9 protein-coding genes are annotated in these 14,323 nt (G+C 34.5%); 3 read left to right on the top strand and 6 right to left on the bottom strand.

Annotated elements, in window-relative coordinates; translation table 11 throughout:
• Positions 1-102: 102 nt before the first annotated feature.
• From BLV91_RS04750 to BLV91_RS04740, 3 genes are read left to right on the top strand one after another with little or no spacing between them, the layout of a single operon-like run.
• Positions 103-1,389, top strand: a complete 1,287-nt coding sequence (locus BLV91_RS04750; protein WP_091430220.1) for an anthranilate synthase component I family protein — start codon at positions 103-105, stop codon at positions 1,387-1,389.
• A gap of 47 nt (positions 1,390-1,436) precedes the next feature.
• Entirely contained in the window at positions 1,437-2,747 is a 1,311-nt protein-coding gene (gene tilS / locus BLV91_RS04745; protein ID WP_091430219.1) for a tRNA lysidine(34) synthetase TilS, read from the top strand.
• Positions 2,747-4,783: a protein-disulfide reductase DsbD family protein gene (locus BLV91_RS04740; RefSeq protein ID WP_091430217.1), complete on the top strand. Its 2,037-nt coding sequence runs from the start codon at positions 2,747-2,749 to the stop codon at positions 4,781-4,783. The genes tilS and BLV91_RS04740 overlap by 1 nt, the downstream gene beginning before the upstream one ends.
• 75 nt (positions 4,784-4,858) lie before the next feature.
• Here the strand turns inward: BLV91_RS04740 and BLV91_RS04735 are convergent, their stop codons facing one another.
• The 6 genes from BLV91_RS04735 to BLV91_RS04710 all read right to left on the bottom strand — a co-directional run bounded on the left by BLV91_RS04735 (position 4,859) and on the right by BLV91_RS04710 (position 14,317).
• A complete protein-coding gene (locus BLV91_RS04735; RefSeq protein ID WP_091430216.1) occupies positions 4,859-6,163 on the bottom strand; it encodes an ammonium transporter in 1,305 nt (434 codons plus the stop codon).
• Positions 6,164-6,437: 274 nt separating this feature from the next.
• Positions 6,438-7,736, bottom strand: a complete 1,299-nt coding sequence (locus BLV91_RS04730) for an amidohydrolase family protein (RefSeq protein ID WP_091430214.1) — start codon at positions 7,734-7,736, stop codon at positions 6,438-6,440.
• Positions 7,737-7,785: 49 nt separating this feature from the next.
• Positions 7,786-10,782 carry an amidohydrolase family protein gene (locus BLV91_RS04725; RefSeq protein WP_091430212.1) on the bottom strand — a complete coding sequence of 999 codons (2,997 nt, stop codon included), beginning with the start codon at positions 10,780-10,782 and terminating at the stop codon, positions 7,786-7,788.
• A gap of 166 nt (positions 10,783-10,948) precedes the next feature.
• Complete coding sequence (locus BLV91_RS04720) at positions 10,949-12,022, bottom strand: alanine/ornithine racemase family PLP-dependent enzyme (RefSeq protein ID WP_091430210.1); 1,074 nt, start codon at positions 12,020-12,022, stop codon at positions 10,949-10,951.
• Positions 12,022-13,173, bottom strand: a complete 1,152-nt coding sequence (gene alr / locus BLV91_RS04715) for an alanine racemase (RefSeq protein WP_091430208.1) — start codon at positions 13,171-13,173, stop codon at positions 12,022-12,024. Before alr ends, BLV91_RS04720 begins: the two co-directional genes overlap by 1 nt.
• Positions 13,163-14,317, bottom strand: a complete 1,155-nt coding sequence (locus BLV91_RS04710; protein WP_091430206.1) for an amidohydrolase — start codon at positions 14,315-14,317, stop codon at positions 13,163-13,165. Before BLV91_RS04710 ends, alr begins: the two co-directional genes overlap by 11 nt.
• Positions 14,318-14,323: the final 6 nt, after the last annotated feature.

The raw sequence follows: 14,323 nt of genomic DNA, 5'->3' as shown, positions 1-14,323 counted from the left end.
ACGTTATTGTAAATTTACGAAAAATATCGGCTGATTTTTCTTATAATGAGATATTAAAGGTTTTTTTTTATCGTAATTTTGGATTTTAAAAATAAATAATTTTTGAGAACTTCAATTCACAAGCACATTTTAGACCCAATATTGTTCAAAAAACAACTTTTAATTTGGTCGCAACAATTCCGTGAAATTATTTTTCTGGACAGTAATGATTATCCCCAACAGTATTCAAATTATAATTGTCTGCTAGCTGTAGATGCATTTACTTCAATAAAAACAGATACTCACAATGCTTTTGAAGATTTAAAACAATACCAACAAACCACCAAAGACTGGGTTTTTGGTTATTTATCATATGATTTAAAAAATGACGTTGAGCCGTTGCAATCCAGCAATTTTGATGGTTTAGATTTTCCCGACTTGTTTTTCTTTCAACCTAAAAAAATATTTTTGTTAAAAGGGAACCAACTGGAAATTCAATATCTCAATATGTGTGATGATGAAGTTGAAGAAGACTTTGCTGAAATTCTTAAAATTCTTCCCTTTAATGAAGAAAAAGAACCTGTAGTAAATATTATTCAAAGAATTAGCAAGGAAAATTACCTTAAAAAAGTAGACAAAATGTTGGACCGTATCCATCATGGTGATTTGTATGAGGCTAATTTTTGCATGGAATTTTATGCCGAAAATGCGACTATAAATCCTTTAGAAAAATATGAGAAACTGAATGAAATTTCACAAGCTCCATTTGCCGTTTTTTTTAAAAATAATACGCATTTCCTATTGTCAGCATCACCAGAACGCTATTTAAAAAAGCAAGCTGACTCGTTACTATCACAACCAATAAAAGGGACTGCAAAACGATTTTCAGATGCGATAGACGATGAAAAGGCGAAAATCCAATTAGCATCAGACCCAAAAGAACGTGCAGAGAATATTATGATTACTGACTTGGTTCGAAATGACTTATCGCATACCGCACAAAAAGGTTCTGTTGAAGTACAAGAGTTATGCGGCATTTACTCCTTTATGCAGGTACATCAGATGATCTCGACGGTTACTTCAAAAATAGACCCGCAATACGCTGCTGTTGATACCATAAAGACTACTTTCCCCATGGGAAGTATGACAGGTGCACCTAAGATCTCTGCGATGAAGATAATTGAAGAACTCGAGGAAACAAAGCGGGGTTTATACAGCGGTGCAGTTGGTTACTTTACTCCAGATGGCGACTTTGATTTTAATGTAGTAATACGCAGTATTTTGTACAATCAAGAAAAGAAATATGTCTCGTTTTCTGTAGGAAGCGCCATAACATCTCTATCATCTCCTGAAAAGGAATATGAAGAATGTTTGCTTAAAGCAAAAGCAATGCGAGAAGTCTTAGAATAAGTGAAATTCATAAATCTATTTCAGATTTTAATCTTTATTTTTGAAGAATGTTAGATAAACTCAAAAATCATATTGCTCATAACTTCCCTTTTTTAGAGAACAAAAAGCTTTTACTGGCTACCAGCGGAGGCTTGGATAGTATGATTATGGCTCATTTATTTCATAAATTAGAATATGATGTTGCCCTTGTTCATTGTAATTTTCAGTTGAGAGGCATGGAAAGTTTTGGGGATCAGAATTTTGTCCAGGAGTATGCAGAAGAGAATGAAATCCCGATTTTTGTGACACAATTTGATACGGAGGCTTTCGCCAAAGATTATAAACTCTCCACACAAGTGGCGGCTCGTGATTTGCGTTACAATTGGTTTTACGAACTTTTAGAAACTGAAAACTATGACTATATTCTCACTGGCCATCATGCTGATGATAATATAGAAACGTTTTTAATTAATTTAAGTAGAGGCACAGGCTTAGAAGGCTTAGTCGGAATTCCAGAGCAAAATGATAAAATTATCCGACCCTTATTGCTTTTTTCTCGCGAGGAAATTGCAAAATATGCTAATGATAATGAAATTAAGTGGAGAGAAGACAGCAGTAATGCCTCAGATAAATATTTGCGAAACAAAATCCGTCACGATTTAGTTCCACTATTAAAAGAACTTAACCCACAATTTATTTCTTCATTTCAAAAAACACAGTCTTTCCTGCAGGAATCACAGCAAATGGTCGAAGATGCTTCGATTATGGTGTATCAGCAGGTGGCAAAGCAAGAAGAAGAGGAAATACGTTTCGATTTAAATCAATTAAGAAAACTGCCTAATTATCAGTCTTATTTATACCAATGGCTGCATGAATTTGGATTTTTAGCTTGGGATGATGTATATGACTTAGTTGATAGTCAGTCTGGAAAGCAGGTTTTTGCGCCCAACTTTCGTTTACTGAAAGACAGGGATTTCTTAATCTTATGTCCGATAAATACTGAAATCGAGGAAAAGGAGTATTTTATTGCCAAGGATACCAGGGAAGTTAATATTCCCTTAAATCTTACATTTTGTAAGGTATCTAACATTTCAGTTGCTTTAAATACCGCTATATTTGTTGATCGGGATCAGTTACAGTTTCCTTTGGTTTTGCGCCGTTGGAGGCAAGGTGATTATTTTCAACCTTTTGGAATGGAAGGAAAATCTAAAAAAGTGAGCAAGCTTTTTAAAGATGAGAAATTATCACTGATCGAAAAAGAAAACGTTTGGATTTTATGTTCAGGCGAAACAATTGTCTGGATTGTAGGAATCCGACAAGATGAGCGATTTAGAGTAGGCGATGCCACTCAAAACATATTAAAAATACAACTAGAATAATGAAGAAAATTATTTTTTTACTGCTTGCAGTTTTGGCTTTTGCCAATGTAAATTCTCAAATATTAGATCCCGTAAAATGGACCACTAAAATTGAAAAGAAATCTGACAATACTTACATTCTGACATTTAACGGAGTTATCGAAAAAGATTGGCATATGTATTCCCAATTTACTCCTGATGGCGGACCATTAGCATTGGAAGTAATTTTTAAAAATCAAAAAGGTAATTTTAGTCTTGTTGGCAAAGCCAAAGAGAGTAAAACAAAAACGGCCTACAATGATATTTTTGAAGTTGACGAAACTTATTTTCAGAACAAGGCTCAAATTCAGCAGATAATTCATGTAACCAATACGAAGACGGCAAAAATTGAAGCCGAATTAAATTATCAGGTTTGTAAAGAAGTTTGTATCAATTTAGAGAAAAAGTTTACTTTTTCCATTCCAGCAGATGCAATTGTAAGCAGTGCACCAACGGTAGAAAAACCAATTGTGGAAACCGTAGAAATGGTAGATTCGACAAATGTAGATTCACTTGTTCCAAGTCTTGGTGCTAGTAACGTTATGGTAGCTGCTCCTGAACAAATAGTAGTTGAAGCCAAAAATATGGATACTAAAAGAGGATTATGGTCTATCTTTTTTATCGCTTTCCTTTCAGGTTTTGCGGCTTTGTTGACACCTTGCGTTTTTCCTATGATTCCTATGACCGTAAGTTTTTTTACGAAGCAAAGTAAAAGCAGGGCTAAGGGGATAAGAAATGCTGTTATTTACGGTATAGCGATTATTGTTATTTATGTAATGTTAGGATTTGTGGTAACCTGGGTTTTTGGTGCTGATGCACTGAATGCATTGTCTACCAATGTTTGGTTTAATTTACTGTTTTTTGTTTTGTTAGTTGTTTTTGCAGCTTCATTCTTAGGAGCTTTCGAAATTATGCTTCCTAATTCATGGGCAAACAAAGTAGATAATCAAGCTGATAGAGGAGGTATGATTGGAATATTGTTTATGGCTTTGGCTTTGGCAATTGTATCCTTTTCTTGTACAGGTCCTATTGTAGGAACATTATTGGTTGAAGCAGCTTCTAAAGGTGGAATTGCACCTATTGTAGGTATGTTTGGTTTTTCATTGGCTTTAGCCTTACCATTTATGCTTTTTGCCATGTTCCCAGGATGGTTACATTCTCTACCAAAATCTGGTGGATGGTTGAACACCGTTAAAGTGGTATTAGGATTCCTTGAACTAGCCTTAGCGTTCAAATTCTTATCGAATGCTGATTTAGTATTACAATTACATTTATTAGAAAGAGAAGTTTTCTTAGCTATTTGGATTGCTATTTTTGGAACGTTGGCCTTTTATTTATTTGGAAAAATCACTTTGCCGCACGATAGTCCATTAACTCATCTTTCGGTAGGAAGATTGCTTACAGGACTGCTTGTATTAAGTTTTACCATTTATCTAATCCCAGGACTTTGGGGAGCGCCTTTGAAATTAATCAATGCATTTCCTCCTTCAATAGAATATAGCGAAAGTCCTTTTGGAGTAGGTGGTTCTGGAGGGAATGCTCCAGCAGCTATTTTGCCCGACGGCGCTAAAAGTGGCCCGCATGGAATTATTGTTTTTGATGATTATGATAAGGGCTTGGCTTACGCCAAATCAGTCAATAAGCCCATCATGCTTGACTTTACAGGTTATGCCTGTGTGAATTGCAGAAAAATGGAAAATAATGTTTGGTCTGATCCAAAGATATTACCCATTCTAAACAATGAAGTAGTACTTATTTCTTTGTATGTAGATGATAAACGAGATTTGCCTGAAAGCGAACAATTTGTATCTAAAACAACTGGTTCAGAGATTGAAACAATAGGGGATAAGTGGACGGACTTTATGATATCTAAATATAAAACGAATACGCAGCCTTTATATGTTTTAACAGATCTAGAGGGGAATAATCTAAATATAGATGCTCCAACGATAAGTTATGTTTCATTAGAAGAATATGAGACTTGGCTAAAAACAGGGATTTCAAACTATAAGAAATAAAAAAATATTTAGATTTATATAAAAAGGAAGAGGCTGTCATTGACAGCCTCTTCTGGTTTTAATTATTAAGTAAGTTTACAAGTACTCACCATGTTGGGAGATATCTAAACCTAACTCTTCTCTGTCTTCACTAACTCTAAGAGGAGTGATTTTATTCACGATAAAGAAAAGAAAATAGGATGCAGTAAATGCAAAAACAGATACGATTACTAATGCTGTCAATTGGTTAATAAATAAAGTGGTTTCACCAAAGATAAGTCCTTGATCTGTAACTGCTGGATTTATTGCTTTCGATGCAAAAACACCAGTTAAAAGCATTCCAGTCATACCACCTACACCGTGACAAGCAAATACATCTAAAGCATCATCAATTTTACCTTTATGGAATTTAGTCACCATAATATTACTTACAATACTACTGAATACACCTATGAAAAGGGCGTTTGGAATACTTACAAATCCTGCTGCTGGAGTTATAGCAACCAGACCTACAACTGTACCAATACATGTTCCCATCGCAGAAATTTTATGTCCTAGAATTTTATCGAAGAAAACCCATGCCATTCCAGCAGCTGCCGCAGCTACAGTGGTTGTTCCTAAAGCTTGTGCAGCTAAACCATTTGCGGCAAGCGCAGAACCTGCATTAAATCCGAACCAACCGAACCATAATAATCCAGTTCCTAACAATACGTATGTGATACGAGCGGGATTTGATTTTTGACCTTTTCTTTTTCCTAGAAACATGGCCCCAGCTAATGCTGCCCATCCAGCAGACATATGAACTACTGTTCCTCCTGCGAAATCCAATACCCCCATTTTATATAATAAGCCGTCTTCGTGCCAAGTCATATGACATAAAGGAGTATAAATGAAAAGGATAAATAAAACCATAAATAACATATAAGCCCAAAAACGAATTCTTTCGGCAAAAGCTCCTGTAATTAAGGCAGGAGTAATTACCGCAAATTTTGCTTGAAATAAAGCAAATAACATAAATGGAATTGTTCCCCAAGCACTTGTTATTCCAACAGTATTAAACATAAAATAATCACTTGGATCACCAATAATACCTCCAATTGAAGTTCCAAATGATAAACTAAATCCAACAATTACCCAAAGTATAGTAACAATAATCATTGCCATGAAACTTTGTAACATGGTGCTAATAACATTTTTTTTACCTACCATTCCTCCATAAAAGAAACCCAATCCAGGAGTCATTATTAAAACTAGTGCTGTAGCTACAATCATCCATGCGGTATCTCCTGTGTCAAACTTAACCTCTTCTAAAGGAATTGGAGTTTCTGGAAACATGAAATTAGTACAGATTGTTAAGACCAAAAGTGTGATTAGTATCACGCTTAAAATAATTTTTCTCATTGTTTTTAGGTTTAATTTCGCGTAAAAATATAAAATAATTCAACACCCCCCGATTAAAATGAGCTAATTTGCTTAATTTTTCATATTTTATAATTTAACTCCTTTTATTTACGGGTGTCTTTAAATGTTTTAATTAAATTAGAATTTGTTAATATTGGCATTAGCAAATACATTCCAAATAGAAGCTAGTAAATAGATTCCACAAAAAAATAGACAAAATACCAGAAGGTAGATTGTCTATTTTTTTTTATTATTATAATTAGTTGTTCAAGTACTACTTTTGATTGTATTTTTCCTTATAAATACGGTTCAGATTTGACTGATGATTTTCTAATTTTAGTAACCTTCCCTGTATGTATGCTTTTGAGAGTTTATTTGTTCTCATATCTAAAGCATCTCCATCCGATATAAAAAGAGTGGCATCCTTTCCTTCCTCAAGTGTTCCGCAGAAACTATCAATTCCTAATAATTGAGCTGTATTTGAGGTGATTAATTGTAGGGCTTGTTCTTTATCTAATCCGTAAGCAGCGCAGGTACCTGCAAGAAAAGGAAGGTTACGTGTATTCATTCGTTCCTTGTCACCACTATTCTCAAGTGCTACGACAATCCCTTTATCAACTAATATCTTGGCCATTTTGTATGGAAGGTGTACATCTTGATCATCGTATTGAGGCATGTCATGAACACGTTTTAATAGAACTCCTATATTGTTCGACCTCAATAAATCGGCTGTTTTATAAGCCTCGAATCCACCTACAATTACAATTTTTGTGATTCCGCTTTCCTTTGCTAATTTAATAGCATCGATAATTTGTAACTCATCATTAGCGAGGATAAACAAAGTTTGTGAGCCATCAAACAATCCTTTGGTTGATTCAAAGACAACATTTCTTTCTTTCGAGTTAGCCTGTTGATAGGCTTTTGCATTCGATAAAAAAGAAGTTATTTCACTTAACTGTTTTGCGTAATCTTTATTTAAAGTCATTTCTCCAGGTTCAGTCCATCTGCCTGTTTGCTTAAAAGGGGAAGGGAAATTCAAATGAATTCCGTCATTTTCTTTCACTACCGCCTCTTGCCAACTCCATGCATCCAACTGGACAATGGAGGATGTACCTGATATTCTACCTCCACGAGGAGTAATTTGTGCCATTAGGATTCCGTTAGGGATAACAGTTTCAATAACTTTAGATTCGGCGTTGTACGCGATTATACTGCGCACATTTGGATTCATATTTCCAAGTTCACTTTCATCATCAGATGATTTAATGGCATCAATTTCAACAAGACCCAATGTTGAGTTTGGCGCAATAAAGCCGGGATATATTTGTTTTCCGCTTGCATCGATTGTTTCCTCGTAGGCATCTTTTGGCAACCTGATCAATGTAGCATCGGCCACTAATGTTAGCTTTCCGTCTTTAAAACCAATTGCGCTGTTGTCGATTACTTGCCCATTTCCCAGATGAGCTGTACCGTTAAGAATCAAAATAGATTTAGATTGCTTATTGGCAGGAGCGTGCTGGGCTATTAATGATATGCTGAACAGCAATGATAGGATATATGTATTTTTGCTCATTGTATTTAGAATTATGTTTTTATGATTGTGATTGGTTATTTTTGATTTACTATTGTTCTAAAGTATCACAATGATATTCTACTTTCTCTTTTTTCTTTGGCTCTTGAGTTTTCATGCCTTTGTTTTTCTCGTCCAGCATTTGACCAATTAACTGATTTCGGTCATTGACAATCTTTACTCTTTTAGCTTCATCTTTTTTAATGTCATAATATACAATGCCTTCGATTATTGTTTTCTCGACTTTGGCATAAATTGACAATGGATTATCATTCCAAAGAACAATATCAGCATCTTTACCTATTTTAATACTTCCTACTTTATCGTCAATATGCAATAGTTTTGCAGGATTTAAAGTGACAAACTTCCAAGCTTCCTCCTCAGTGACATCACCGTATTTGACAGCCTTTGCAGCTTCCTGATTCAATCTCCTTGACATTTCTGCGTCATCAGAATTGTAGGCAACCACAACTCCTGCATTATGCATAATTGCTCCGTTGTATGGAATAGCATCGTTTACTTCAAACTTGTATGCCCACCAATCCGAAAATGTCGATGCGCCAGCACCGTGTTCTTTCATTTTGTCCGCTACTTTGTATCCCTCCAGAATGTGTGTAAAAGTATTGACTCTAAAATTAAATTTTTCAGCCACGTTCATTAGCATCAAAATTTCTGATTGTACATAGGAGTGACAGCTAATAAAGCGTTCCTTATTTAGTATTTCAGCTAGAGTTTGTAGTTCCAAGTCAATTCTTGGTGCTTTTGTTTTATCCTTTTTAGAACTTGAATTGTATGTTTTCCATGCGGCATCATATTCTTTGGCACGCTGAAAATAATCAATATAAACTTGTTCTACACCCATTCTTGTTTGTGGGAAACGTGTAGGGTTTATATTCCCCCAATTCGCTTGTTTAACATTTTCTCCTAAAGCAAACTTGATGAATTTAGGTTGGTCTTTGTAAAGCATTTCCTCAGGACTAGCACCCCATTTCCATTTTACAATTGCGGAACGTCCCCCTATTGGGTTTGCCGACCCATGTAGCAACTGTGAGATTGTAACTCCTCCCGCCAGCTCTCGGTAAATATTTATGTCATCTGAGTTAACTACATCTTCTACTGTAACTTCAGCACTTGAATTGTGACCACTTTCATTCACTCCTTTTGTAATGGCAATATGAGAATGTTCATCAATGATTCCACTAGTTAAGTGTTTTCCTTTTGCATCTATAACAGTCGCTGTCGCATCAGTGATGCCATTTCCAATTGCTGCAATTTTACCGTTTTTTATTAATACATCCGTCTGTTTTAAAACACCTTCTTTTTCATTGGTCCAGACCGTAGCATTTTTAAATAATATGGTTTCTTGCTTTGGTTTTTCTAAATCACCAAAAGCAATATTAGGATAGCTAGTTGGTATAATTTTAATATTCTTCTCTATTTTAGATGAATCAATTTCTTTCAAGAATGGGGCAATTTTTACTGCTGACCATGTTGATTCTCTTCCGTCAAATGAAATTGCTTTTCCTGTTATATTTTGACTGTTATCTACATAAGCGCTAAGACGATTGTAATTAGTCTTTGTCGTATCTTTTGTTTGTATGATTAAAGAAATCCAATTATTTGAAATGGAAATTTTTGAATCAATTTTTTTTGCATCAGTTGTTTTAATCTCTGATTTTGGGGCGTTTATTTCACCTTTTATTATCCATTTGTAAGTTTTAGAATCATATGTTAGTTCATATTCTCCACGAATGTCTTTTGCAAGACGATCATTAATCACATACTTTGTTCCTTGAACCCAATTTTCATAAACGGTAGTTTCTTTATCGAAGATTTCTCCTGAAGTAATAAGGAAATTGGCAAAGCTACCTTCTTTTAAACTACCTATTTCATTGCTCTTTCCTAATAATGAAGCAGGAATTGTAGTTAGGGATTCCAATGCTTTGGTTTTGTCAAATCCATATTGAATCGCTTTTAAAAGATTGGTTCGAAAATCTTCGGTCTTTTTTAATTTATCTGTGGTTAATGCAAATGTGATTCCGTTATCTGATAATACCTTTAAATTTGTGGGAGCTTGGTTCCATTGCAATAAATCAGAATAATCCAATTGACTTGCTTGATATGGGTTTGAAACATCATACGCTTCTGGGAAGTTTATTGGAATAATAAATTTTGCATCAGTTTTTTTAATTTCTTCAATCCTTTCATACTCATTTCCGGCACCTTTTAAGATATAGTTCAAACCAAATTCTTTGGCAATTTTTGCGGCTCTTAAACTATTCAGTTTATCCTCAGATGCAAATATTTGAACTAATTTTTCATTTTTATTCAAGGCTTCCAATGATAAATCTTGAGTTTTTGAATTCCCTTTTTTGTACCAATCTAGGTCGAGATACATTTGGCGAAGCAAGGCCATCATTCCCATTAGTGAACTAGGGTAGGCTTGAATTGAAGAAGCACTTCTTGAAAAACTAAAATGATTACTGATTTTATCAGTTATTAAACGAACTCCTTGCTCTTCATTGTTTAGGGCGATTAAAGCACCGGTACCTTGAGCTATACCATCTTCGATATGCGTATTTACAACTCCAAATCCAGCCTTTAATAGCTCTTCGGCTTTTGAATTATCATATTTAAAGATTTGGTAAGCATCTGCTTCTGGTTTGATGTGCTCGTTCCAGTAATAACCTGCCTTTTTCGTGTCATATACCTGTGATTGACGGCTACTTTCGCTTTTTTTGGTTTTTTCGATTCCAAAACTACTGTACATATCAATAAATGAAGGGTAAATAGACTTACCGTCCAAATCAATTGTTACAGCGTTTTTTGGGATTGTCACTGTTTTTCCAACAGCGATTATTCTTCCATTTTGAACCAGTAAGCTACCTTTCTCAATGATTTGTTTGGACGTTACTATTATTTTGGCATTTATAAAAGCCGTATAGTTATTGTTTCTATTGTGGATACTTTCATTGTTTGGAAAATATTCTTGGGCATCTATTTTGAGAATGAAAATTAATAGAAATAGGAGGGTATTGATTCTTTTCATATAGGTTTGTTAATTTTTGCTAAATGTAGAAAATCATTATAATTAAATGTTAAAAAGATGGTTATTTAACATTTGTGTAATGGTTTGTAATTGTAAAACATAAAAAAGAAAGGGAAAATGAATTTTGATTTCATTTTCCCTTTTTACATTGTAGATTAAATATAGGTTATCCAATCGTTTTTTCAATATAATCGGAATTCAAAAGATAAAGCGCTCCCATATATTGTATTTTGAATGAGACTAAATCACCTATTTTATATTTCTTTTTCGAACTTGAAATGTCAATGACAAGCATATCTGAACTTGCATCAATGATAGTGATATCAGGATCCTCAGCTTCTATATATTGCGGTTGCATATCTAACAAACCAATATCCAATATTGCTCTTAACGAAGTCTCTCCTAAATCGTCTGTGTCACTTGGTACATAAGATGTTCCAACCCCACTTTCTCCCAACTCACCAACTGGTGTATCCGGTTTTTCAGTGATTTCTATAATTTCTGAATACAATTTGAATACATCATTATGCATGCCCTCAATAGTTTCGCCTGTAAAGAGATCTTTACCAAAAAATAAAGCTTCGCCAATTCTAAAATGGTTAACTGCCATTGGGCGTGCATTTTTCAATATTAAAGGAATGGCAACAGAAGTTCCTCCTGAAACCCACGGAATTGTGATGTTGAATTTTGCTTCTATCAGTTGCTTGTATAAACTTAATTGAATCAATTTGTCTTGAGTAGGCATAATGCCACTCAGGCAATTAAGATTGGTACCAATTCCGCGGATTTCTATATTGGGTAACTTTAATATATCACCATAAAATTCAACTAACTCTTCACCCATAACACCTTCTCGCAAATCACCCATTTCAATCATAATAATGACTTTGTGGATTTTATTTTGCTTTTGAGCCTCTTTGGAGAGCTGTTGGATAGTATAAATTTCAGTGTTAAAACTGACGTCAGCATATTTTACAATTTTTTCAATACTTCGTTTTGCAGGTGGTTTAATATAGACGGTTTGGATTGTAGGGTCCAACGCCTTTATTTTTTTTAAGTTACTAATTCTAGAATCATGCATTTCTCTTACACCTAATGCAATAATTTCTTTTAAGTAAATTGTATTACCGCAAAGAAGCTTTGTAACAACACCCCATTCTATATGTCTGGACTCAAAAATGTTATTCAAGAAAGTGTAATTTTCCTCTAATTTTTTTCGGTATAGTTTTATAAAGGCCATTATTCTATAATTTTACGTGGAATCGTTTTTGAAATTCGGGTTAATAATTCATAGTTCAATTGATTGCTAAAATCACTAAAAGAAGCTACAGATACTGAAAGGTCACTTTGAGAGCCAATTAAAACTACTTCATCGTCTTTCTTCACTGACTCAATATTTGTTACATCGACAGTCATCATATTCATGTTTACTGACCCAACTACAATACAGCGTTGTCCATTGATAAGAACTCTTCCTTGGTTGCTTAGAGAACGGCTATAACCATGAGAATAACCAATGGGAATTACTGCAACAGTCATATTCCTTTCTGCAAGGAAGCTAGTACCATATCCTATAAATTCTCCAATTTTCACCTTTTTCACACTCATTATTTTACTTTTCCAAGTAATAACTCTTTGAAGAGGATCAATTTTATTCTTTTTTGTACTTAAAAAATTGACAAATACTTCAGGACTTGGCCATAATCCGTATTGAATGATTCCTATTCGAACCATATCCATTCTGGTTTCGGGAAACATAATCGATGCCGCTGAACAAGCTGAATGTTTAATTTCTGGCTTTAAGTCAATCTTACAAAGATATTGATAAATATCATCAAATCGTTTAATTTGCTTATCGACCCTATAATAGTTTGCAATACTTTCGGCACCCGCATAATGTGTACATAGTCCCTTAAAATAAATGTGTTCTTTTTCTTTTTTTAGAAAAGCAATTACTGCATTGAGTTCGTTTTTTTCAAAGCCGGTACGATGCATTCCTGTCTCTACCTCAATATGTACAATTGCTTTTTTATTGAGTTTTTTTGCTGTTTTAGCCGCTTTTGTTAATCTGGCTTTCTCAAAAACAAAAAACTCTACGTTATTATCGACCACCCATTCCATGTCTTCGTCTTGAACGAGTCCCATTACCATAACAGTGGCTTTATTCTCTAATTCTTCTTTCACGGTTTTCGCTTCCTCTACATCAAAAACAGAAAAATGTGTTATTCCATTCGCATAGGCCATCGAAACAATTTCCTTAACGCCATGTCCATAAGCGTTTCCTTTTACAACACATGAAATTTGTACTTTTTTTCCAAAAGTAGTTCGAAGAAAAGAAAGATTCTTTTGATAAGCGCTGGTATTAAGTTCAATTATTGAATTAGTGTGCATCCGTAATTTGTTTGCTGATTTGGTGAAAAACGGAAATTCCCGTGCTGATAATCTCATCAGGAAAATCGTAATCTGGATTGTGAAGGGCAGGGGTGTTTATTCCAGAACCTAGGCCAAACATAGCGCCCGGATAGTGCTGGGTAAACAAACCAAAATCTTCACCCCATGTAAAAGGAGTTTCTTTTTCCAATAATTCAAAATTATTGGTTTTTGCTGAATTTCTAATATAATTTGTTGCTTCCTTATTATTTTCATTTGCTTGAAAACCTTGTGTCCAAGAGATTTTACATTTCAAATTAAATTCTTCAGCGATTGTTTTTGCTCGTTTCTCTAAAGTATTTTCTACTTGCTTCATTTGCGAATTACTGTCACTTCTTACAGTGAAATGAATTTCTCCTGCTCCAGCTGAAACTCCATAGGCTTTTTTCCCCATTTTAATATAAATAGGAGTAATCAGGCAGTAATTTTTCTTTGCAATATCAGCTTGTATGAGTTGGTTGAACTGAGTAGCTATTTTGGCTATCGCCAAAGTAGGATTAATTCCCATTTCGGGTTCACCCGCATGAGCTGTAATTCCTTTTAATTTAATAATCATGCTGTTTACAGCACAACTGAATGTGTCATTTTTAATGACAATTTGATTTTTTTTATAGCCGGGAATGTTATGCAAAGCAAAAACATAATCAGGTTGTAGCAAGGCAAATTTTGGATCCGAAAATACTTTTTGTGCTCCGCTACCATCTTCCTCAGCCGGTTGAAACAATAAAATTACTGATCCTGTCTCAGGTCTGTTTTGTGATAGTTCCATAGCTAGACCACATAAGATAGCCATATGACCGTCATGTCCGCATTTATGGGAAACCCCATTTGTTAGCGAGCGATGGTCAAATGTATTTATTTCTTCAATTGGTAAAGCATCTAGTTCGCATCTAAACAATACGGTTTTCCCCGTTTGTTTACCTTTATAAATTGCCACTATTCCAGTTTCTCCTATTTCTGTAATGATTTCATCTGGAGCGTACTTTTCGAGAAAAGCAATGATTTTTTTTGAGGTTTCTAACTCTTTTCCAGAAACCTCAGGATGTTGATGCAATTCCTTACGCAACTGAATTAAAGATTCAATGCGCTGTTGTAAATTTTCCATTTTGGA

It is taken from the genome of Flavobacterium degerlachei, assembly GCF_900106645.1.
In the GTDB taxonomy this organism is placed as follows: Bacteria; Bacteroidota; Bacteroidia; order Flavobacteriales; family Flavobacteriaceae; genus Flavobacterium; species Flavobacterium degerlachei.
Note: the sequence above shows the minus strand (reverse complement) of the source record. Positions and strands in the feature narration are given on the sequence as shown.

Coding starts and splice junctions, on each gene's coding strand:
- tilS (WP_091430219.1), top strand. CDS start 1,437: ATGTTAGATAAACTCAAAAATCATATTGCTCATAACTTCCCTTTTTTA.
- BLV91_RS04740 (WP_091430217.1), top strand. CDS start 2,747: ATGAAGAAAATTATTTTTTTACTGCTTGCAGTTTTGGCTTTTGCCAAT.
- BLV91_RS04735 (WP_091430216.1), bottom strand. CDS start 6,163: ATGAGAAAAATTATTTTAAGCGTGATACTAATCACACTTTTGGTCTTA.
- BLV91_RS04730 (WP_091430214.1), bottom strand. CDS start 7,736: ATGAGCAAAAATACATATATCCTATCATTGCTGTTCAGCATATCATTA.
- BLV91_RS04725 (WP_091430212.1), bottom strand. CDS start 10,782: ATGAAAAGAATCAATACCCTCCTATTTCTATTAATTTTCATTCTCAAA.
- BLV91_RS04720 (WP_091430210.1), bottom strand. CDS start 12,022: ATGGCCTTTATAAAACTATACCGAAAAAAATTAGAGGAAAATTACACT.
- alr (WP_091430208.1), bottom strand. CDS start 13,173: ATGCACACTAATTCAATAATTGAACTTAATACCAGCGCTTATCAAAAG.
- BLV91_RS04710 (WP_091430206.1), bottom strand. CDS start 14,317: ATGGAAAATTTACAACAGCGCATTGAATCTTTAATTCAGTTGCGTAAG.